The organism is Pedobacter sp. BG31 (assembly GCF_042464845.1).
Classification (GTDB): Bacteria; Bacteroidota; Bacteroidia; order Sphingobacteriales; family Sphingobacteriaceae; genus Pedobacter; species Pedobacter suwonensis.
The window spans coordinates 1-22,468 of sequence record NZ_JBHNZK010000002.1 but is presented as its reverse complement, the minus strand read 5'-3'; the positions used below and the strand labels follow the sequence as shown (position 1 = coordinate 22,468).

At 38.7% G+C, this 22,468-nt stretch carries 16 protein-coding genes; 9 read left to right on the top strand and 7 right to left on the bottom strand.

What is annotated here, in order from left to right; translation table 11 throughout:
- Positions 1–12: 12 nt before the first annotated feature.
- The 4 genes from ACFE6N_RS03355 to ACFE6N_RS03340 form a co-directional block, all read right to left on the bottom strand.
- Positions 13–1,473, bottom strand: a complete 1,461-nt coding sequence (locus tag ACFE6N_RS03355; RefSeq protein ID WP_378933859.1) for a DUF5691 domain-containing protein — start codon at positions 1,471–1,473, stop codon at positions 13–15.
- Positions 1,470–2,780: an SWIM zinc finger domain-containing protein gene (locus ACFE6N_RS03350; RefSeq protein ID WP_378933857.1), complete on the bottom strand. Its 1,311-nt coding sequence runs from the start codon at positions 2,778–2,780 to the stop codon at positions 1,470–1,472. Before ACFE6N_RS03350 ends, ACFE6N_RS03355 begins: the two co-directional genes overlap by 4 nt.
- A 379-nt stretch (positions 2,781–3,159) precedes the next feature.
- Complete coding sequence (locus tag ACFE6N_RS03345; RefSeq protein WP_378933855.1) at positions 3,160–4,665, bottom strand: hypothetical protein; 1,506 nt, start codon at positions 4,663–4,665, stop codon at positions 3,160–3,162.
- Positions 4,662–5,237: an RNA polymerase sigma factor gene (locus tag ACFE6N_RS03340; protein ID WP_378933853.1), complete on the bottom strand. Its 576-nt coding sequence runs from the start codon at positions 5,235–5,237 to the stop codon at positions 4,662–4,664. The genes ACFE6N_RS03345 and ACFE6N_RS03340 overlap by 4 nt, the downstream gene beginning before the upstream one ends.
- A gap of 163 nt (positions 5,238–5,400) precedes the next feature.
- Between ACFE6N_RS03340 and ACFE6N_RS03335 the strand changes: the two genes are divergently transcribed.
- From ACFE6N_RS03335 to ACFE6N_RS03315, 5 genes are all read left to right on the top strand, one after another.
- Complete coding sequence (locus ACFE6N_RS03335) at positions 5,401–6,324, top strand: class I SAM-dependent methyltransferase (protein ID WP_378933851.1); 924 nt, start codon at positions 5,401–5,403, stop codon at positions 6,322–6,324.
- 620 nt (positions 6,325–6,944) lie between these two features.
- On the top strand, positions 6,945–8,759 hold the full coding sequence (locus ACFE6N_RS03330; protein WP_378933849.1) for an SPOR domain-containing protein: 1,815 nt from the start codon (positions 6,945–6,947) through the stop codon (positions 8,757–8,759).
- Positions 8,759–9,463 (top strand): MotA/TolQ/ExbB proton channel family protein, encoded by a 705-nt coding sequence (locus ACFE6N_RS03325; protein ID WP_090985321.1) that lies wholly within the window; start codon positions 8,759–8,761, stop codon positions 9,461–9,463. The genes ACFE6N_RS03330 and ACFE6N_RS03325 overlap by 1 nt, the downstream gene beginning before the upstream one ends.
- A complete protein-coding gene (locus ACFE6N_RS03320; protein WP_025144642.1) occupies positions 9,463–9,864 on the top strand; it encodes a biopolymer transporter ExbD in 402 nt (133 codons plus the stop codon). The genes ACFE6N_RS03325 and ACFE6N_RS03320 overlap by 1 nt, the downstream gene beginning before the upstream one ends.
- Positions 9,864–10,703, top strand: coding sequence for an energy transducer TonB (locus tag ACFE6N_RS03315; protein ID WP_378933846.1), 840 nt, complete (start codon positions 9,864–9,866; stop codon positions 10,701–10,703). Before ACFE6N_RS03320 ends, ACFE6N_RS03315 begins: the two co-directional genes overlap by 1 nt.
- A 174-nt stretch (positions 10,704–10,877) precedes the next feature.
- Here ACFE6N_RS03315 and ACFE6N_RS03310 read toward each other — a convergent pair whose 3' ends face one another.
- Complete coding sequence (locus ACFE6N_RS03310) at positions 10,878–12,827, bottom strand: gliding motility-associated C-terminal domain-containing protein (RefSeq protein ID WP_378933844.1); 1,950 nt, start codon at positions 12,825–12,827, stop codon at positions 10,878–10,880.
- Positions 12,806–13,285: a hypothetical protein gene (locus ACFE6N_RS03305; protein ID WP_378933842.1), complete on the bottom strand. Its 480-nt coding sequence runs from the start codon at positions 13,283–13,285 to the stop codon at positions 12,806–12,808. The genes ACFE6N_RS03310 and ACFE6N_RS03305 overlap by 22 nt, the downstream gene beginning before the upstream one ends.
- Before the next feature lie 191 nt (positions 13,286–13,476).
- Here ACFE6N_RS03305 and ACFE6N_RS03300 point away from each other — a divergent pair, with 191 nt between their 5' ends.
- The 4 genes from ACFE6N_RS03300 to ACFE6N_RS03285 all read left to right on the top strand — a co-directional run bounded on the left by ACFE6N_RS03300 (position 13,477) and on the right by ACFE6N_RS03285 (position 20,623).
- Complete coding sequence (locus ACFE6N_RS03300; RefSeq protein WP_378933840.1) at positions 13,477–14,766, top strand: bifunctional folylpolyglutamate synthase/dihydrofolate synthase; 1,290 nt, start codon at positions 13,477–13,479, stop codon at positions 14,764–14,766.
- Positions 14,767–14,833: 67 nt separating this feature from the next.
- Positions 14,834–16,492 (top strand): alkaline phosphatase PafA, encoded by a 1,659-nt coding sequence (gene pafA, locus ACFE6N_RS03295; protein ID WP_378933838.1) that lies wholly within the window; start codon positions 14,834–14,836, stop codon positions 16,490–16,492.
- Between the two features lie 236 nt (positions 16,493–16,728).
- On the top strand, positions 16,729–17,097 hold the full coding sequence (locus ACFE6N_RS03290) for a VOC family protein (RefSeq protein WP_378933836.1): 369 nt from the start codon (positions 16,729–16,731) through the stop codon (positions 17,095–17,097).
- Between the two features lie 130 nt (positions 17,098–17,227).
- On the top strand, positions 17,228–20,623 hold the full coding sequence (locus tag ACFE6N_RS03285; protein WP_378933834.1) for a methylmalonyl-CoA mutase family protein: 3,396 nt from the start codon (positions 17,228–17,230) through the stop codon (positions 20,621–20,623).
- A 64-nt stretch (positions 20,624–20,687) separates the two neighbouring features.
- Here ACFE6N_RS03285 and ACFE6N_RS03280 read toward each other — a convergent pair whose 3' ends face one another.
- On the bottom strand, positions 20,688–21,668 hold the full coding sequence (locus tag ACFE6N_RS03280; protein WP_090985332.1) for an acyl-ACP desaturase: 981 nt from the start codon (positions 21,666–21,668) through the stop codon (positions 20,688–20,690).
- Positions 21,669–22,468: the final 800 nt, after the last annotated feature.

The window sequence follows — 22,468 nt, the reverse complement described above, 5'->3', positions numbered from 1 at the left end:
GCTAATTAGATTTTAAAATTTTAGTGTTTGCCTCAACTCGATATAGCGAACCATCGCTACTACCTGGTTACTGAAATATTTTGCCTGATAATGGTCTGAAGCCGGTGTTTCGAATTTTTTCATGAGTGGTAACAGGCTATCAGGCATTGATAAAGCCAGCTTTTGGTAAACGTTGGTGTGGATTGCATAAGGATTATCAGATAGTTTTTTAAAAATCCGTTCTGCAATAACCTTTTCTATAATATCATAACTTTCCAAAAGCAAATCCAATACCCTGTTGAAATCAGTTTCGAGTAGTTCTTTAATAAAAGTCGTCCGCTCTTTAGGATTAACATACTTTAGCAGTTCGATTCCATTCTCAATGCCTGATTCAAGCAGTTTTTTACTTAATAACCCATCTTTAAAATGAATTGCTGTATTTTTCAGAAAAGGTTTAAAAACCTCAGCATTTTGATCGCCTAATACCAGTTTCAGCCAATCTTCTACCGAAAGGTTAAATTTTGAAGCCAGCGTCCCGATATCGATAAACTCAAAAATCTGGGCCACCCAAAAAACAGCGTCATCAATACCTTTTTGTGAACTGATTTTCTCCAAACCATATTTAAACAATTCATCACCCGGTGTAACCCCAGGATCAATAGTCAAAACCTTTTTCTTTGCAATAAGCATTACCCGTTCTTCTTTAACGGAAAGGCTATTGATAAGATAGTTTAAAAATAGCTGATTTACTGCGGTACCTGGCACTAATTTAAGCAGGTAAACAGCAATATCTCTTACTTTTTTGCTCTTATCGTTTAAAACTGACATTAAAAAAGTTTCATCGTTGATGGAAAGATTGATTTCCAATAAAGCGATAAATTCGGCTCTTACATTTGCGTTTTCCTGTTGCAGATCAGCTAATAACGCCAAAGCGTCTGATGGCGCCTCTGCTCTTAAACCCGCAAAATAGTTTAGGCGCCATTCCAGGTTACCTGTTTCCCAATCCTGCCCTGACGAAACGGAATCAAAAAGTTCCGCCCAGTTTTTATTGATGCCTGCCAGCCACTTTCCCGTCTCACCACAGGCTTTTAAGACTGCTTCAGCTTTCCTTTTCTGTAATAAAGCTTTATTTAAAGCAATGGTAACCAGATCTGCACTAAATATTTTATTGGCCTGATTGGTTCGGTAAACCAAGTAATAAAATAACACATCGTCTTTTAACTGGAGTGCTGATTTGATCTGAAAACCAGTAAATGCATCTACTTCGGTTTTTTCTTCATCCGGACAACCTTGCTGAGCACCGCTATAAACATCAGGAATCCTACCTGATTCGTGATACAGGAAATTTACCGCAGCATTTTTCAAAAAAGCATCTTCCTTATCTACCTGCCCGGCTATAATTCGGTTACCTATTCCGACTAAATCGGGAATTGGATCAAACGTCACTTTATCAGTGCCTAAAAGGGCTGTTTTTATAATTTTCTGATCGCTCATTTTATCGGGTAATGTTTATAATTTATAAAAACTGAAGCTAAGTTGAACTGCTCATTGTGATAAATACCAAAGCATAAGAAAGAATTACCCTTGGTGATGGAAAGGATTAGCCAACATTCATCTTCAGAATTACTCAATAAAATGAGTTTCTGATCCGAATCAACTAAAAACCATGTTTCGTTTTCAAAAACGAGCTTTACAGAGGATAGTAAAAAAGGAATTTCTTCTGCAAACGGATTGATGGCTAATAAATCCGAAACGTGCCTGAAAAGATCCGCAATATTACTTTGCGTTTCTGGAAAGAACAGAACATTTTCTTTTTTAACTTCACCTTTAAATAAGGCTCTTAAAGGTGTGGGCGAAGGATAAAATGCAAGCGCTGCATGAACAACATCTCCCGGTATTAAATTATTGGCATTAGCCTGAATCGTAGTATAGAAATTAATAATAAGTGCATAACACTTGGTTTTTTCACCGTAAAGCCAGATTTTCTCCGTTTTCAGATTATTATCTTCGGTAGTGTCAATCGATAGTACACACCAATCGTCAGTTATACCTGTGTTCGCCAGTATTTCCTCTTTTGATATATTCCACCCAACCAGCGACCTTACTTCCTGTTTAAGATCTTCCGGAAGCAGTTGCTGATTTTTATAGGCCTCTGTAAGCAGGTAAGTTTTGCTTAGCGATTTGACCAGTACTTTTTGCCAACCCTCTTTGTAAAAATTAATATTATTCAATCTTTTAAGGTTATTAGCTAAACCACCAGCCTGTGCATCTACCATCCTTGCAACTATATTCTTGTTAAAATCATAGGCATTCTGTGGAATATGCATGATACCGCTACGCACTAAATCTTTAATCCACAACCTAAGTTCCTCGATACCTGAATCAACTTTTTTAGTCCTCGCCTCTATTCTCTTTTGCTGGGCTTTCTCATCTACTACTGCATCTTCTTTAGGTTTTTTTTCTTCCTGTTTCGCAGAACGTTTATTGATCCACTCTTCTACATGTGGCGCCATATTCTCTTCACAGGAAAAAACAGATGAATGAGAAACATATAGAAAAAGTAGCCCCAAGCCGTGTTTACAAGGAAATTTCCTGCTGGGACAAGAACACTTAAAAGCAAGATTAACTAAATCGATAATGGTTTTATACGGTGTTTTACCACTCCCCTGACAATCACCCCAAAGTGCTTTTTCGTGAGCAGCCGTAACTACCCATTTCGATGGCGTAGCTAATGCTTTCCCTGCTTTTACAGATGCATCATCGGGAGCAAACTTTAAAATCTGTTCGTGCGTAAACTTCATCCTTCTTTAATGAGTTTATCCGGATGCATTCTGGAAATTGAGGATTGGGTTTTACTGTATATTTTTTTCATTTGAGCGTACCATCTAGTTAGTATAAGTTAAAACCAAATATAAAAATTACTTATAATCCTTAACATGCCTCACTAAAAATTCATCAAAATATAATATATCAAGTGTATTTGTTTATTTTTAGTAGACGATTATTCGTTATGTAAAACAAAAGGAACTATTAGGACGAAGCTAGAGACAAGCAAGTTAAGGCAGATATTTTGAATTATTTGATTTTTTTACTGCAGCTCAATATTTCAATGTATAAAAATCTGACTGGCAGCTACTTCTCCCCTTGTAAAACCACACACCAAGCCTATTTTTAACGTGTTTACCGAAACGTGTACCCTACTCCAATCCTAAAAAAATGATTACGCTGTTTAAAAGAACCCAAACTATTACTTAGCTTGTATGGGGTTAACCATTGGTAGCTGCCATTAACATCAAATCGTTTAATATGGATGCTGATGCCCCCTGTAATTCCGATGTTTACCCTATTGTTTACGGTATTGGTATTAACTAAGATAGAGTCGATTTGCTTGCTATGGTATAACGTATCGCGCGGATTGACTATTGGATTTAATTTGGTGATTCCTATAGATTGCTTGCCTACAAAACTAACTATCGGACCAGCTTTCAAATCGATATGCTTTGATAACTTATACGCAGCAACTAATGGAATATCCATTGTAATCAATTTTCGAGTTGTAGCAATGATAAGCGGTGGTACCGAGTCTGGTCGGTAATAACTCGGACGTGTAAATTCCCCTGCAATTTTTTGGTTACTGTTGGCATTTAAACCAACTGTAAGTTGCCAGTTTTTATTGAATGCATAGGAACCAAATACACCTATATAAAAACTATTATTTCCTTTTTGCACATTCATCCCGGACGTTAAACCATAACTATACTTTGGATCAATAGAACCGTTTTGTTTGGTTTTATTCGTTCTGATTTTAGGCAAGCTGATATTTGTTTCCTTTTGATTTTTACCATTAGCAATACGTTCAACTTTTTTACCGTAATGCCGTGTTCTGTCATCTTGATTCCCTGATGAATGTTGAAAATCATGAGCTTTAACTACCGGTATTGCTATATGCTGAATTTTTAGGGGAAGATCAATATAGGATGTAACTCCTTGTTGATATCGCTTTGGCCACGATAATAATTTGCCGCTTTTCCCAAATAAGCTGTCCTCCTTTTGATCAGTATTGCTGATGACTTCCACTTTTGAACTGGATTTCAGGCTTATCTTATTTAAATCTTCAATTGATTCGACCCGATTAGACTCTTTTGCAACGAAATATTTGTTGTTTAAAGGAGTAACTTCATTTGCTTTCATGGTTATTGAAGCGCTGTTTTCCATTTGCCCGGCCGGTTTTTGCAGCTCCGAAGCATCATCGCCAACAAATTTATTTTGCTCCACACCTGCATTTAATGAGTCCTCTGCACCATTGAGGCTATCTCTGATTATCGTACTGTCAGCTATTTCATTATAATTTAATACCTTATTGCTATCCACAAGCATCGAATCCGAAAAGACCGATTTAACCTTCTTTTCTATTTCATTCTGCTTATTGTCCGATTTTTTAAGTGCGAAGTAGCCCACAGTGGAGGCTGCAGCAGCTACAGAGAAGGTATATCCTATTATTTTAACTACTTTTAATAGTTTGGTGCCTGTTGATAAATGTGGTCCGTGGCTACCACCCGTACCGATCGGCATTTTTTCATTGAGCAGTTTCTGCATACCTGTCCATGAGGCATCAGCATCATCCTTGACAGGCAAACCATCAAATTTATCGCGCCAGAGTTTATGATACCATGCTGAATTTTTCATTTCTTTTTCGTTTTTTCAGTTGGTTTATCAATGGCTGAGGACGCTAACATTTCCCTCAACTGTTTCTTCGCTTCAGAGAGATGCCACCTTGAGGTGCTCTCGGTAATATTCAAATGTTCCCCTATCTCCTTATGCGAATAGCCATCTATAACCGAAAGGTTAAAAACCAGCTGCGTAGCGGCTGGCAATAAGCGTATCAATTTGAGGAGATCTTCAACAAAAAGTTTATCTAATACTGAGGGTTGAATAAAGATTTCTTCTATTTCATCCGGACTAACGGTTTCATTAAACTTGGCTTCTCTTCTGCCAATATCGATGCATGATCTCACCATTACCGTTCTGATCCAGGCTCCAAATTCTCCTTTTTTTGCATCGAAGGTTTGGATGTGCTGAAAAATCTTCAAAAAGCCGGTGTTTAGTGCATCTTGTGCCAAATCATCAGATTTTAAATAACGGAAACATATACGCAGCATATCGGCATAGTAAAGTTTATAGAGCCCCTCCTGTGCTTGCCGCTCATTAGCTTTACAGCCTTTGATCAGTTTAGTATCTTGCTTAGAAAAAAGGTTCATCCATTTGGTTCGGTAAGCGGTTTTTCTTCATCGTGTTGTAAGAGGATTACGAGGTGAATATGAAAAACGCTGGGTTAAAATTAATTTATTTTTTGCTACGCTATTTTATTTTCGACCAAGCGTTTATAACAATGCCTTCGTATAAGTTTATAAAACCTGTTATATGCGCCATACCGAAAGCTACAATAGACATGATGAATGGTATAACACACATTTCCCATCTGAAAGTGCTAAAACCGTTTTTTATGAACGAGCCATGGCCACCGGCAAAAATAATATAGCTTATTGGCTTCAAAAACTATTCTTTAACTGTATTGATCCGCTTTTAGCAAAAAAGAAACAACGTTGGCTTACCATAGGTGATGCTTATGGATTTGATGCGCAATACATCCTTAGCTCAGACAATAGTGTATTGGCAACCGATCTCAATACAGATTTTCTAAATATTGCACTAAAAAGAGGGATTATTGATGCCTGTGCTGCGGAGAATGCAGAAAAACTTACACAAGAAGACAATAGTTTTGATTTTGTACTTTGTAAAGAATCCTATCACCACTTTCCAAGGCCCTATGCTTCCATGTACGAAATGATCAGGGTAGCCAAACATGGCGTAATCGTTATAGAGCCACAAGATCCGGTAATCAAGATGCCACTGCTATTGATGTTAAGCAATCTTCTGAACCGGAATGCGCATTTTTTAAATAAATTATGGAATAACCGCTTTTCATTTGAGCCGGTCGGAAATTTTGTTTATAAGGTTTCAGAAAGAGAATTTGAAAAGTTAGCAGCTGGTTTAGGCCTGCCTCTAATCGGCTTTAAAAAGATTAATCCAAATTACTGGTTTAAAGGAGCAGATCTGGTATCAACCGAGCGCTATAGTAAAAAGTTTTTCTTTATCAGATTAAAGAAGTTTATCCTTGATGTTCTTGTCAGGATAAAAACCATGCCCTCGCAGGTATTAGCCACCGTTATTTTTAAACAGTTGCCGGATGAGTGTACAATAGCGCTCCTCAAGAAAAATGGATACCATCTCGTTCAAATTCCACAAAACCCTTATTTAGATCTTCCAACCATTACCAAAATATGAGAACCAAAACAACCGTAATAACCCTTTACATCTGCTCCTTTTTAACTTTAGCAGCTTTTTTAATGCTCACTTACTTTTATTATCCGCTTATAAACTGGAGCGATTTTTTTGCTGCCGCCAGCCTGTTTCTTCCCGTAGCAACCGGATTGCTTGTTTCAGCATTACTTCTATTCCTGGGTATATACCTGGCTATTAAAGCAATTAATCATCGAAAAGAAAAAAAACATGTGAGATACTTTTGAGCAAGGATGCGATTTACATGATTAATATTTGTATGCGCTGTGATGTTTAACCTGATAATTTTTACCGCTACAAACAACATTTGAGCAGGATAGCCTCGGTTCTCCTGCTTTTTTTATTATCATTACATCACAACATTAGGCATTAACCCGATTATATTGATCTTGTCATTTGCTTACTCGCATACCATTTCTATCTTTGCAACCGTTATCTTTGCACGGATACAGCTATACGTTTAAAGGACTGTAGTTTCTTCATAGTTGAAACAACAATCTGTACCGGTTTTTGTCCCCTTTTAAAATAGGATGTATAATAGCATCCACAGACACTATTTGAAGGTAAAATATAATTTTTAATTTAAAACGCTTAATTTTACCCGAATGGATATCTTATCATACCTGTTGGCACTCTTGCAGCAACGCAAAGAAGTTGGTATTACCGGCTTGGGCACCTTTTATAAGAAAAAATACCCTGGAAGATACGATAAGGAAAAGCAAACGTTTTTGCCTCCAGGCTATACGCTCCGGTTTTCCGAAGAAGTAACCGAACAGGAAGCTTTGGCTAACTTTATTTCAACTAAACTCAATATTACAAATGAAGATGCCCTTAATCGCATTGCAAAGTTTGTTGAAGTAGTAAATGAAAAACTTGAAGTAGACCACGAGGCCGAACTTAAAAATACCGGACGCTTATTTTTTACTGAACAAGGTTTAGCTTTTGAACCAGTTAAAGACATGAATTATGGTTCGGAATTTTACGGACTTCCACCGCTGGAAGAAACGATCGTTGAAGAGGTAAAAACAGATTTACCAAAGAACGAAGAGGAAGAGGTTTATGACGAAATTGCGGAGGCGCCAGTTGCACCATCTCCTTTTGAGAATAAGTCATACCAGGCTCCTGTAATCGAAAATGTAGAACTGGATGAAGTAAAAGACGATCTTAAAAACACTTTAAAACATACAAGAACCGATACATCAGCAATTACTGAAGCACCTGAATTTATTAAAGAACAGCATGAAGAACATCCAAACCGTTTTGGCCATACACCAGAACCGGAAGTAGAAAGTATTGCTGCTGATCGGCAGACCAGTGAAACGCAAGAACCTGCTGAAACCGAAGAAACGATAAAGTTTATCAGGGAAGTAGAGGTCCCTGAATCAGTTATAGCGCAACACGAGGAACATCCCAACCGTTTCGGCCATGCACCAGAATCAGAGCTAGAAAATATTGCTGCTGAGCACCGTGCCGTTGAAGATAGTCAAACGAATAAAACCCAACAGGTAAAAGATACCGGCGTACCCCGCCCGGTTGAAGACGTTAACCAGGTTGGTGTTCCTGCATCGATAGCAGAACAGCATGAGGAAAATCCTGACCGTTTTGGGCATACCCCAGAAGCAGAAAAAAATGCAGAAGCAGCAGGCCCTGAACCGATTCTACCCCCACAAGATTATTCGGGCCGTTTTTCATTGAGGCCAGAAACGGATGAGCCAAAAACATATATTAATTTAGAAGAGGAAATTAAAAAAGAAGAGCCCGTAATTGAGGCACCAGCCTTTATAAAAGAACAGCATGCTGAGCATCCAAACCGTTTTGGCCATGACCCGCTCGAACACAGCAATGAAGCTAGGCAAGGTATGTCTGCCTGGTTAATGATTACAATTGCAATTGTGGCTTTGCTTGTGGTTGCGGCAATAACCTTTTTGATTAAGCCCGAGTTATTTACAGGAGAAACAACCGGTACTGAGAAACCTGCACAAGTAATTATTGATTCGCCTAAGGTTTCAGTGGATACTTTGAAAGCGAAACAGGATTCAATAGCCAAAACCGATAGTATATTAAAGGCTAATCAGGTTCAGCAAAAAACAGATACCGTTAAAAAAGAAGTGGTTAAACCTGTGGCTAAGCCAGCTATCGAAACGCCTAAAGGAAACAAAGTTGTACCAAACACTGGTCCTTCTACGTTCTATGTTATCGCAGCATCTTTCCAATCAGAAAAAAAGGCGCTTGTTTTTATCAAACAAATGGAAAAAATTGGTTTAAAGGCTGAAATAGCATCTGTTCCGGGCCGTTTAAAAAAGGTGAGTATAGCAAGCTTCAGCACAGAAAAAGAAGCTAAAGAGCAAAAAGATATTTTAGAGAAAAAACTTAAAGGCAAAGGGTATTTCGTACAACAAAAACACAACACACAACCATAATGATAACTTTATTAATTCAGGACACCACACAAGCATTGCAAGACACAGCAAATGCAATTAACCAAACATTAACACAACCACAGCAAGAACTCCATTTTATCGATCTGCTTTTTAAAGGCGGATGGGTAATGATTCCGTTGGCTTTTTTGGCTTTTTTGGCTTTGATTATTTTTGTTGAACGTTATTTAACCATTAAAAAAGCCACAAAAGATGAGGCTAACCTTATGGCGCAAACCCGGTCTTATATCCAATCCGGAAATTTAGATGGCGCCATGTCGCTTTTAAGAAATAACAACTCCCCTCTTTCGCGCATGTTGCAAAAAGGTTTAAAACGCATTGGCCGCCCGATTAAGGATATTGAAGGCGCAATTGAAAATGTGGGTAAATTAGAAGTTTCTAAATTAGAGAAAAACATCAGTATCCTGGGTATTGTTGCAGGTATTGCGCCAATGCTCGGTTTCGTAGGTACAATTGTGGGGGTAATTACCATTTTCCACCAGGTATCGATTAAGGGAGCAATTGAAATCGGAACAATTTCCGGTGGTTTATATACCAAAATGATTACCTCTGCAACCGGATTAATTATCGGGATTATTGCTTATGTACTCTATCATATCTTAAATATTATGGTTGAAAAAATCATTCTTAAAATGGAGACCGATGCAATTGATTTTATTGATTTACTAGAAGAACCGGGCAAATAATGAATTTACGCAAAAGAACAAAAGGATCGGTAGAAGTACATACTTCAGCGTTGAACGATATTATGTTCTTCCTGATGCTGTTTTTCTTATTGGCCTCTGCAGTAGTCAATCCTACAGTAGTAAAATTATTGTTGCCACAATCATCAAGCGGACAGCAATCTACCGCCAAAAAAGCAGTTACCGTTACAATAGACGAAAATTTAAAATATTTCGTTGAAAAGAAACCGGTGAGCATTGAGGAATTAGAGCCTACCCTGGCATCATATCAAAAGCTGGCACCAGATATGACCATACTTTTATATGTATCGCGCAATGTAACTTATCAGGATGGATTTGTGGTGAACGATATTGCCAATAAACTGAAATTGAAACTTGTTGTAGCCGTTGAACCTAAAAAATAATGAACTACAAAGCACACAACGTACCTCAGGAGGAAAACAATTATCCAAAGGCCATTGCTATAGCAAGTGGTATTATGGGATTTTTGTTATTGATCAGCTTTTTTATTGTGATTGGTTCATTCCAACCACCTGAAGAAGTAGGTATGGGCGGCATGGTGGTAAATTACGGAACTTCGGCAGAAGGTATGGGCGATGATTATACCAGCATTGAAGAACCATCTGCGGATCCAAATGCGAATGGTAAAGCGCCTGAAAAGGTAACACCTGAAGAGAAGGTTACACCAAATACCGCTACCGAAAGCAGTGATAAAGAGGTACAGACACAGAATACCGAAGATGCCATTGCCGTAAATACCAAACCCACAAAAGCTACAACAACTGCACCTACGCCTGTTACAGAAGATAAACCTGCTAAGCCGGTAATTAACCAGAATGCACTTTACAAAGGCAAGAAAAATACCGGTCAGGGACAAGGAGACGGCACCGGAAAAACGCCAGGCAACCAGGGTGATAAAGATGGCGATCCGTTAGCATCAAATTATGGTGAAGGTGGCTCGGGAAATGGGAACGTACAGCTATCTTTAGCCAGCAGAAAATTTATCGATATCCCCAGAATACAAGATGATGGACAGAGCGCAGGAAAAATTGCCGTCCAGATCCGCGTAGACAAAAATGGCAAAGTTGTACAGGCACGCGCCGGAGCTAAAGGTACAACCTTATCTGATTTAGCCCTCTGGAGAAAATGCGAGCAGGCTGTATTGGGTGCAAGTTTAAACAAACTGGAATCCGCTCCAGATGTACAAACCGGAATTGTGATGTTTAATTTTAAAGTTAAATAATTTTTATTGTGCTGTCAGATATCACTATCTGACAGACTATATTTGTTCAAAAGCTTGATAGGATTTCTTAACGATTAATGATGCATGAGTATCATCTAAACTATAAGTCAGATGGCAACTTCCTTACCCATCAGCCTCCATATTCTTAGTCTCACAGAAAATAGATTTCAAGTACTATCGCACCAATGTAACCGAGCCTTTTTTAGTTATTTTCTTGTTTTCTTGTGTCGTAAATGATGCCATCCAGAAATAAACACCAACCGGAAGAGGCGCTCCCTTGTAATCGCCATTCCATGCATCGTAGAGTTTATTCGAAGAAAATATAATCACTCCTCTCCTGTCGAAAATCTGCAGCTGGAAATTATAAGCCCTGCTTCCTTCTCTCGCTTTAAAGCTATCATTTACATTGTCGGAGTTAGGACTAAATGCTGTTGGAAATGAAATATCATTACAAGCCTCTGTTTCTAAAGCAACACTTAGCTCATCTACTATACAACCATTAAGTTTCAAGATCGAAAAGGTATGATTGCCTTCATATAATCCAGAAAAAGTATAATTACCCGGATAAATGACACCATTGTACCTGATGTTATAGTCAGCCGAATGATTACCAATCAAAAAGGAAATTTCACCGGTTAAATCACAAACAGGATTTTTTGCATTAACAACAATACCAGGCTTTGTTAAAGAGTAATCTGGAACTATTACAGTTCTATATACTGCAGGTGCCCCACCTGATGCTTTAACCTCAATGTTATAACTACCTGGATTAAGCAGATTAAAAACACCTGTGCTATTAGAAACCGAACCATTGAGCGTAAAAGTATAGGTCTCTGGGATCGGCGGACAATCAATCCTGATAAAACCTTTACCCAAAACGTTACATTCTGGAGTAATTTCAACATTACTGATGATGATTGGGCAAGGTTCATAAACCAATTCTACATCATACTCTTCAATTAGACAGCCCTCTTTACTTAGCACAGTAAAATTGTAATTTCCTACTTCCAGATTAGGAAAATTATAATCATAGGGAAAAATATCATTTTTGAATTTGATCTTATAATTATCACTGCCAGAGAAATCGTTAAATTGAATAGCTCCCTTATTGGTACAGGCAGGATTAATCTTTGTAAAAGAAAAGTCTGGTTGCAACTGTTTATAATCTGGTACATTTACAGTAGTTTCAAACACATCTTCATCAGAAGTAATTTTGACCATGTAAGAACCAGTAGCTAAACTCTTAAATATACCGGTCGAATTACTAGTTGTATTGTTTAATGTATAGGTATAAGCCGCGCTATGTGGTTTTGTTGAAACGCTGATAATACCCTGATGAAAAGCGTCACACTGTTGCACTATATTAACCTTATCAAATTTGATTTTACATTTATCCCGTCCAACAACAATATCCTGTTCATCAACTTTACAACCATACTTGTTTACGATTTCAAAGTGATATGGTCTCCCACCTGATAAATTGGTGATGGTACTATTTATCGGATATAACTTTCCATCGTATTTGATCTGATAGTTGCTGTTTTGTTCAGAGGAACTAAAAGTGATCTCACCCGGCGTTTCACAAAGCTGATTCTTGATCTGCCAATTGTAAATAGGTTTTATCAGATTAACCTCCGGGACATCAACAGTTGTGGTATATGAATCAGATGCGGAACTGATGGAAAGTGTATATTGACCTTTAGATAAGCCAACAAATTTGCCTGTTGAATTGGTAACTCCATTTAAGGTATAGGTAAAATCCTCTAGATGCGGAGCTGTTATTACATCCACATTTGCAGTATTTCCCGAAGCACAATCTTGATTGATATCTAGCCGATCTAATTCTATCCCTATAATACTACCATCTTCAACCATACTGGCAGCATCGAGAATGTTATAAGGAAGGGTTCCTACAACGCCAACCATTTTTCGGTTTTCCATATCGAATTCGATAATATTAGTTTCTGCACCCACATTTGTTAATCCATAAACCGTATTTTTTCGAACACCAGTTGAAACACTAACGATTCCGTAAAGAGATATATTTGGAGGTAGCGGAATATGGAGCACACTTTTATTCGGCTCTTTAATATCAATTTTTACTATGCCCTGGTACGCGGCCATGTAAAGGTCTTTTTTATAAAAACAGACATCTCCGCTGGCAAAGTAATTGAGTAAACCAAAGCTTCTGATTTCCCTGTATTAATGTCGGTACTGAACAAGTAACTAGAGCAATAATATAACTTATTATCAGCCCCGAGTGTCAGCGAATTTGAACCAGACATACCTGAAAATAGGAGCTTGCAATTTTCAATACTATTTTCTTTCACGTCGGCAACATAGATTTGAGAACCATTTAACCAAAATAATTTGTTTTTATTCATGGCGATCGAAAAATACTGATCGCGAGGTGAACAATCTATCATTTTCGTGGATTTTACCCCTTCGGCAGTAATATCTACTTTATAAATATCGCTTCCACCTTTATTATAGTTATAAGAACTAACATAAAATGTTTGTGCAGCAAGATTGAAACTACAGGCTAAGAGCACTAAAAGAAATAGACTAAATTTATTAATCACTATTGAGACCATTAAAATAATAGGCGAATATAAGAGATTATAAAATAAAGTATTGTTTATTGTCGGTATATAAGAGCTGAACCCTAAGTTTATCCAATACACAATCCTCTTAAACGTTTGAAATTGCTTCAATAAAATCTTTCTCATTTCATTTCATAATTACGCCAGTCAACCTATATTTGACGTATATTATGAACTACCAACAAACGCTTAATTTTTTATACAGTAAACTTCCGATGTTTACCCGCGTTGGCGCAGCAGCATTTAAAAAAGATTTAACGAATACCATCATCCTTTGCGAAGCGCTGGATAATCCTCAATATAAATTTAAAAGCATCCATGTGGCCGGAACAAACGGGAAGGGTTCAACATCCCACATGCTCGCCTCCGTATTACAGGCCCAGGGATATAAAACGGGATTGTATACTTCACCCCATCTGAAAGATTTCCGTGAGCGCATTCGCATCAACGGAAAAATGATCAGCAAAACTGAAGTGGTATCATTCGTAAAAGAACAGCAAAAACTCATCGAAAAAACCGAACCTTCCTTTTTTGAAGTAACTGTTGCTATGGCGTTCGATCATTTTGCAAAACATCAGGTAGATGTAGCGGTAATTGAAGTGGGTTTGGGCGGGAGGCTGGATTCTACTAATATCATCACCCCGGAAATTTCAGTCATCACCAATATCAGCCTCGATCATATGAATATGCTCGGGAATACCCTTGCAGAAATTGCACAAGAAAAAGCAGGCATCATCAAAAAGAGTATCCCAGTGGTGATTGGCGAAACGCAAGAAGAATCTGCGCCAGTTTTCATTAAAAAAGCCAACACTGAACACGCGCCGATTGTTTTTGCCGACCAGGTACTAACCACACAGGATCTTAAAGTCAAAAACAATAAACTTTCCGTATCCGTTTATCAGGGAAGAGAAATCAAATATAAAGATCTTCAAAGTGATCTTACCGGAATTTATCAGCATAAAAATATATTATCCGTTCTCCAAACCTTGACTGTGCTGAACGAGAAAACCGAAATTAAAACCGATCAGCAAAGTGTTTACAGCGGCATCAGCCAGGTTAAAAAGCAAACTGGTTTACAGGGACGTTGGCAAACTTTAAGCAGAACCCCTTTGGTAATCTGCGATACGGGGCACAACGAAGCTGGCATTACTGAGGTGGTTAAAAATATTGCCCAAACGCCCTACCAGAACCTGCACATTGTTTTCGGCATGGTTAACGATAAAGACATTTCGAAAGTATTGTTGTTAATGCCAAAAAATGCAACTTATTATTTCTGCAAACCCGCTTTAGAACGCGGTTTAGATGCAGATCGCTTAAAAGAACAGGCTGCTGCATTTGGCTTAACAGGAAAAAGTTTTACATCAGTTCTTGAAGCAAAAGCAACTGCTATTCAATCGGCAAGCCCTAAAGATCTGGTTTTTATTGGTGGAAGCACGTTTGTAGTGGCCGAAGCGATATAAAATCTTTACATTAACTTCAAAGTAGCTTTATCTAAATTCATTACTTTAGCCCTTTAACTAAAGCATAATGAATAAAATATTCCGTTTAATCTTTACCGTTTCTATTTTTTCGATCTCATTTTCATCCGCCCAAACCAAAAAAACAAGCACAACATCTGCCAAAGCATTTCCTGCGGAGGTTGCACGTCCAAAATTGGTGGTAGGTCTGGTGGTCGACCAAATGCGCTGGGATTATTTATACCGCTATTATAACCGCTACACTAATGGTGGTTTTAAAAGGCTGATCAACGAAGGTTTTTCTGTTGAAAACACCTTTATTCCCTATACACCGACATATACTGCATGTGGTCACACTTGCATCTACACGGGTTCAGTTCCAGCTGTTAATGGTATTATCGGTAATGATTGGTACGATCCTGAAACCAGAAAAAATGTTTACTGCACAGAAGATTCTTCGGTTTCTACAGTGGGCAGTACACCTTCATCAGAAGGCAATATGTCGCCAAAAAATATGCTCACCACAACCATTACTGATGAGTTGAGACTGGCTACAAACTTTAAAGGGAAAGTAATCGGTATTTCTTTGAAAGACAGAGGTTCCATCCTTCCGGCTGGTCACGCCGCAAATGCAGCGTATTGGTACCAGGGTAGTACCGGAAACTGGATTACCAGTACCTATTATATGAAAGAGGTTCCGGGCTGGATTGCCGATTATAACAAACTGAAACTCGCGAACAAGTTTTATGCAAAAAACTGGGAAACGCTATATCCGATCAATACCTATGTAAACAGCACAAAAGATGAGAATGCATATGAAGGTAAATCAAGTACATTTCCACACCAGCTAACACAAAACATTGATAAAAATTTCGATGCCATCAGAAGTACACCTTATGGCAATACCATCACTTTAGATTTAGCCAAACTCGCTATTCTTTCCGAAGACCTGGGGCAAGACAACATCACCGACTTTTTAGCAGTAAGCTGTTCTTCTACCGACTATATTGGTCATGCTTACGGACCAAACTCTATTGAAGCTGAAGATACTTACTTACGTTTGGATAAAGATTTCGAAGAGTTTTTCAACTATCTGGATAAAAAGGTAGGTAAAGGAAATTATACTGTATTTCTAACGGCCGACCATGGCGCTGCACATGTACCTGGCTTTATGCAAGAGAATAAGCTACCTGCCGGTGTGGCGAGCGACAGAGAAATTGCAAGTAAATTAAATACCTATTTAAACGATAAATTTAAGTTAGACAATGTCGTATTAAAATCGATGAATAACCAGATCATCTTCGATCATGACAAGACAGACAAAGCAGATATCAGCTTCGATGTGATTAAATCCGCCTCGGTTGAATTCTTAAAAAGACAGGATGGTTTTCAGAATGCGGTAGATATTGCGAAAGTATCGCAGGCAACACTTCAGGAGATCCAGAAGAAAATGATTACCAACGGATACAATGCCCGTAGAAGTGGCGATATTTATTATGTTTTACAACCAAACTGGTTTAATGGTGGCAGCACGGGAACCACACATGGTAACTGGAATCCTTACGACTCGCACATTCCTTTGGTATTTATGGGATGGGGAATTAAGCCGGGCGCAACAAACCAAATGCATTACATGACAGATATTGCACCAACATTAGCGGCTCTACTGCATATCCAAACCCCGAATGGAACAGTAGGTGAACCGATCAATGAAATCACCAATAAATAATACTTAAAAACTATGCCCACCAGCATAGTTTTTTTGTTCTAACGGTATTTATTTAAACTAGCGTCGTCACCCTGAATTCATTTCAGGGTCTCATTAAGGAAAGATGCTGAAATAAATTCAGCATGACGATAGCTTTGGGCAAGAAGCAAAAATTGATCATTATAAATAACTATCAATCGAACTAAAGCTTATATGGTCTCATATGGTAAAAATTGCATTTTTTATTATTTTTGATTATGGCAACGTACACCGCTATCAAACTAACACCTATGCTCGAATCGCATGATATGCCTGCGACATTAAAATTCTATACAGAAATTTTAAAGTTTAACTGTACAGCAAAACTTGATGATCTGAGCTGGTTAAGCCTGAAAAAAGATGAAATAGAAGTCATGTTTTGCACCCCTAACAAACATCGCAATATTCATAAATCCATCATGAGCGGTTCGCTTTACATCAAAACAAATGAAGTAACTGTTCTTTGGGAAAGTTTAAAAGATCATTGTGAAATCTGTTATCCGCCGGAAGATTTCGACTACGGTATGAGAGAGTTTGCTATTTATGACAATAATGGTTATTTACTTCAGTTTGGACAAAATTTATAGCTGAACCAAAAGCCATAACGGTATAGGGTATTCGTGCTTTAAGCAGCATAATTTAGTACATTTGCATACCAAATATATTTGGAAACAAGGATTGGTTACCCGAGCATGCCAGTCCTTTAAATCCCATAGTATGCAACCAGTAGAAATCTATAAACCTAAAAATAAAATCCGTTTTGTAACCGCTGCGTCCCTTTTCGACGGACACGATGCCACCATTAACATCATGCGCCGTATCCTGCAGTCATCAGGAGCTGAGGTTATCCATCTTGGCCACAACCGTTCGGTTGATGAGGTGGTGAACTGTGCCATTCAGGAAGATGTACAGGGTATTGCGATGACCTCCTATCAGGGCGGACATATTGAATATTTTAAATATATGTATGATCTTTTACAGGAAAGAGGATCGGGTCATATTAAGATATTTGCAGGTGGCGGCGGCGTGATTCTACCTTCAGAGATTGAAGAATTACAAGCCTACGGAATTACCAGAATCTACTCTCCTGATGATGGACGTAAAATGGGTCTGCAAGGCATGATTAATGATATGCTGATACAAACTGATTTTGTAACCAAAACAGACATTGGCAATGATCTCAAAAGCATCTCCACGGAAGATATCAAAGCTATAGCTGGTGCCATTACTGTTGCAGAAAATGATCCTGAAGCTGCTCAAAAATTTGTTGACGAATTAAAGCGTTTATCCCAGAATAACAATGCTCCTGTTGTAGGTATTACCGGAACCGGTGGTGCAGGAAAATCATCCTTGGTTGATGAATTGGTCCGTCGATTCCTGGTTGAAGTAAAAGATAAAACCCTGGCTATCATTTCGGTCGATCCTTCAAAGAGAAAAACAGGAGGTGCCTTACTTGGCGACCGCATCCGTATGAATGCGATTAATAATTCAAGAGTTTACATGCGCTCATTGGCAACCCGACAGGCCAACCTGGCTTTATCAAAAAACGTACAGGAAAGTATCGACATCTGTAAGGCTGCAGGTTATGATCTGATTATTGTAGAAACCTCTGGCATTGGCCAGTCGGACACCGAAATTACCGAACACTGTGATGTTTCATTGTATGTGATGACGCCTGAATTTGGGGCAGCTACACAACTCGAAAAAATCGATATGCTAGATTTTGCTGATCTGGTAGCGATTAACAAATTTGATAAACGAGGGGCTTTGGATGCACTAAGGGATGTGCGTAAACAATATAAGCGCAACCATAACATTTTCGATGCTAAAGACAATGAAATTCCAGTGTATGGTACCATGGCTTCCCAATTTAATGATCCGGGAATGAATAACCTGTTCGTCGCTTTGATGGATCAGATTAAATTAAAAACCGGAACTGATTTTAAGGCCAAAATGGAATTAACCTCCGATCAGTCAGAGAAAATTTACATTATTCCTCCAGATCGGATCAGGTATTTAGCAGAAATTGCAGAGGCAAGCCAAACATACAATGATTGGGTAGAGAAACAGGTTACCATCGCACGTAAAATGTACCAGCTTAAAGGGGTAATAGACTTATTGGGAGAGACTAATCCACTATCTTTAGAAAAAGATTCTCAGAATGAGATATCAAAAAACCTAAAGGCAAGCTATGAATTCTTCGAAGAGCAATTAGATGGCGAATGCAAACGCCTATTGCGCCAATGGCCAGAAACCAAAAAAGCATACAAAAAGGAGTTTTTCATTTATAAAGTCCGCGATAAAGAAATTAAACAGCCTTTATTTTACGAATCACTTTCAAAACTAAATATCCCAAAGGTATCTCTGCCAAGATATGAAGACTGGGGCGATATTTTAAGATGGTTGTTAACCGAAAACCTTCCGGGTGAATTCCCCTATGCGGCAGGCGTTTTTCCTTTAAAAAGAGACGGTGAAGACCCTACCAGAATGTTTGCCGGAGAAGGCGGCCCTGAACGAACAAATAAACGTTTTCATTATGTATCGTTAGGTCAACCGGCACATCGCTTATCTACCGCTTTTGATTCCGTTACACTCTATGGAGAAGATCCGCATATCCGCCCCGATATTTACGGTAAAATCGGTAATTCCGGTGTAAGCATTGCTACTTTGGATGATGCCAAAAAACTATATTCCGGTTTTGACCTATGTGCACCTTCCACATCAGTTTCAATGACTATTAATGGCCCGGCACCAATGTTATTAGGTTTTTTCATGAATGCGGCGATTGATCAGCAATGCGAAAAATACATTATTGAAAATGGTCTGACAGAAGAAGTAGAGGCTAAAATTGTTTCAATATATAAAGCCAAAAATATAGAAAGACCATCTTACAATGGCGCATTACCTGAAGGAAATAACGGCTTAGGTTTAATGCTTTTGGGTGTTACTGGCGATCAGGTTCTTCCTGCCGATGTTTATGCCACTATTAAAGCTAAAGCCATCAGTTCGGTACGGGGAACGGTTCAGGCCGATATTTTAAAAGAAGATCAGGCGCAAAATACCTGTATCTTTTCTACAGAGTTTGCTTTAAGGATGATGGGCGACATTCAGAAATACTTTATCGATGAGAAAGTGAGAAATTTCTACTCGGTATCTATTTCCGGCTATCACATTGCAGAAGCGGGTGCCAATCCGATTTCTCAGCTGGCATTTACCTTAAGTAATGGATTTACTTTTGTTGAATATTATTTAAGCAGGGGCATGCATATTGATGACTTTGCGCCTAACCTGTCTTTCTTCTTCTCCAATGGTATCGATCCTGAGTACGCCGTTATAGGCCGCGTAGCCAGAAGAATCTGGGCTAAAGCCATCAAAAACAAATACAAAGGAAACGACCGTTCGCAAAAGCTTAAATACCACATTCAAACTTCCGGCCGTTCATTACATGCTCAGGAAATCGATTTTAACGACATCAGAACTACGCTACAGGCACTTTACGCCATCTACGACAATTGCAATTCCCTTCATACTAATGCCTACGACGAAGCCATCACCACCCCAACGGAAGAATCGGTAAGGAGAGCCATGGCCATCCAGTTGATCATTAACAGAGAATTGGGTCTGGCTAAAAATGAAAATCCACTACAAGGCGCTTTCATTATTGAAGAATTGACTGATCTGGTTGAAGAAGCTGTTCTATCCGAATTTAAACGAATCAATGATCGTGGTGGTGTTTTGGGCGCAATGGAGACAATGTATCAACGTGGAAAAATCCAGGAAGAAAGTTTGTATTACGAAACGCTCAAACATACAGGTGAATACCCGATAGTGGGTGTAAATACCTTTCTCAATAAAAATGGTTCGCCTACCATTGTTCCGGGAGAGGTAATTCGTGCAACGGAGGATGAAAAACAATACCAGATTGCTGCATTACAACAATTTCACAACCGTAATGAAGGCCGTTCAGCGGATTTGTTAAAACAGCTTCAAAAATCATCCATAGCAGGTGATAATATTTTTGAGCAACTTATGGAAGTGTGTAAAATATGCTCATTAGGCCAGATTAGCAATGCCCTTTACGAAGTGGGTGGCCAATACAGAAGAAATATGTAAGGGAATAAGCCAAAAAAAATCCCTCGATTTGCATCGGGGGACTCCACATATTTTTTTCAACCGACTATCCGGCAATCCAGCTAAATTTATAATCAATCGTTGGATTTTTCATACGTTCTGCAACACGTAATAAACGCGAAGGCAATGCCATAATGTAATCACGTGCTTTTTCACCTGCTTCATTTAAATCACGCATGCCTTCAATTTTCCAATCCTCGATTAACTGCTGCATGATTTCAACATAATCAATCGCCGTGTAAACACCTAAACGTTGCGCAGCATCTGTAAAGTGGCCAAATGTTTGACCTATTTTTAAACCTACCTCACGTAAGAAATGTGCAGGCATGACAATTTTTTTACGCATCATGTCTTCAAAAGCCAGCATGGCTTCATTAGGATCAACCTCGAAAATACGGTTCATAAAATCCTTATAAGCTTTGGCGTGCCTCGCCTCATCAGAAGCGATTACGCCACACATTCTCGATAATAAAGTATCACCATCTTTTTTGGCTAAAGAAGCTACCCTTCGGTGAGAAATATTGGTTGCCATCTCCTGAAAAGAGGTATAAATAAAGTTGCGATAAGGGTCATGACCAGTACCAATATCGAAACCATCGGCAATCAGGTATTGTGTAGAGATTTCCATCTGGCGCATATCTACGCGACCAGACAAGTATAAATATTTATTCAATAAATCACCATGGCGGTTCTCTTCAGCAGTCCAGTGTCTGTTCCATTTCATCCAGCCACCATCTTCTTTCATACTCGGCCCCTGCACCATTGATAACCACGATTCGTAAGTAGGCAAAGCTTCTTCAGTAATCGTATCGCCAATCAATACCGCTACAAGATCGTAAGAAAGGTCCTTTGCATTATCCCGTAAAATTCTGATATCTTGATAAAATGTTTCGCTCGTAGAGTCAGGAAGGAAATCAGACGGTTGCCAGTTCGTATCAATTGGTTTAAGATAGGTATCCATCATCTCGAGCATATACGTTTCGATATGCACCATTACTTCCCTTCTTTTATCTGCAAAAAAACTCATTATTTATGATTATATTTTTAATAAAAACAAAGATAACCAAATATTGCGGCAAACCTTGTGATATTAAACATATTTAGTATTAATCAGTTTTAAATTTAACCACAATTGGCAACCTTAAGAGAAATAATTTTAATCTCCAGCCCAAAAGGTATGCCGCACCCATCGGGGCTGTTTAATCAGGAACATAACGTGAAATATGGAAGATGTAAAATGGATGATGGAATGCTTTCTGCGAAATCCGTGCAATCTGCGGGAACAAAACTTAACTTTTCCTGATTCCTGATTAGGGAAGAGCATCTGATTTTTTTGGAGCGCAGTTTCCTGTGCTTGTAGGTTGGGTCCCGTCCTGCTGTGCGCTCTATCCTTTTGGAAAACTTATTTTTTTAACAATTTTTCTTAGCCAAAAGGGATGCCGCTCCCATCAGGGCTAATTAACCTGCGATATAATGGAAGATGTAAAATGGATGATGGAATGGTCTCTGCGGAGATCGGTGTAATCTGCGGGAAACGAAGCTTAGCTGCTTAACCCTTTAATGGTCCGGAAAAGTTCACAGGCCGTTTAAATTGTAAAAGACGGAAGAATCTAAAATGGATGGCGGAATGCTATCTGCGGAGATCGGTGTAATCTGCGGGAAACAAAGCTTAGCTGCTTAACCCCTTAGTGCCGGGAAACCGCTGTGCCCTATGCCCTCTGCTCTTAAAACAAGAAAGCCCTTCAACATTACTGCTGAAGGGCTTCTCTTTAAGATCTGGCACCGACCTACTCTCCCACGTGTTACCGCAGTACCATCGGCTCTGGT

Bases quoted from the DNA above. Each gene is read 5' to 3' on its own strand.
- ACFE6N_RS03355 (WP_378933859.1), bottom strand. From the start codon at position 1,473: ATGAGCGATCAGAAAATTATAAAAACAGCCCTTTTAGGCACTGATAAA.
- ACFE6N_RS03350 (WP_378933857.1), bottom strand. From the start codon at position 2,780: ATGAAGTTTACGCACGAACAGATTTTAAAGTTTGCTCCCGATGATGCA.
- ACFE6N_RS03345 (WP_378933855.1), bottom strand. From the start codon at position 4,665: ATGAAAAATTCAGCATGGTATCATAAACTCTGGCGCGATAAATTTGAT.
- ACFE6N_RS03340 (WP_378933853.1), bottom strand. From the start codon at position 5,237: ATGAACCTTTTTTCTAAGCAAGATACTAAACTGATCAAAGGCTGTAAA.
- ACFE6N_RS03335 (WP_378933851.1), top strand. From the start codon at position 5,401: ATGCGCCATACCGAAAGCTACAATAGACATGATGAATGGTATAACACA.
- ACFE6N_RS03330 (WP_378933849.1), top strand. From the start codon at position 6,945: ATGGATATCTTATCATACCTGTTGGCACTCTTGCAGCAACGCAAAGAA.
- ACFE6N_RS03325 (WP_090985321.1), top strand. From the start codon at position 8,759: ATGATAACTTTATTAATTCAGGACACCACACAAGCATTGCAAGACACA.
- ACFE6N_RS03320 (WP_025144642.1), top strand. From the start codon at position 9,463: ATGAATTTACGCAAAAGAACAAAAGGATCGGTAGAAGTACATACTTCA.
- ACFE6N_RS03315 (WP_378933846.1), top strand. From the start codon at position 9,864: ATGAACTACAAAGCACACAACGTACCTCAGGAGGAAAACAATTATCCA.
- ACFE6N_RS03310 (WP_378933844.1), bottom strand. From the start codon at position 12,827: ATGGCCGCGTACCAGGGCATAGTAAAAATTGATATTAAAGAGCCGAAT.
- ACFE6N_RS03300 (WP_378933840.1), top strand. From the start codon at position 13,477: ATGAACTACCAACAAACGCTTAATTTTTTATACAGTAAACTTCCGATG.
- pafA (WP_378933838.1), top strand. From the start codon at position 14,834: ATGAATAAAATATTCCGTTTAATCTTTACCGTTTCTATTTTTTCGATC.
- ACFE6N_RS03290 (WP_378933836.1), top strand. From the start codon at position 16,729: ATGGCAACGTACACCGCTATCAAACTAACACCTATGCTCGAATCGCAT.
- ACFE6N_RS03285 (WP_378933834.1), top strand. From the start codon at position 17,228: ATGCAACCAGTAGAAATCTATAAACCTAAAAATAAAATCCGTTTTGTA.
- ACFE6N_RS03280 (WP_090985332.1), bottom strand. From the start codon at position 21,668: ATGAGTTTTTTTGCAGATAAAAGAAGGGAAGTAATGGTGCATATCGAA.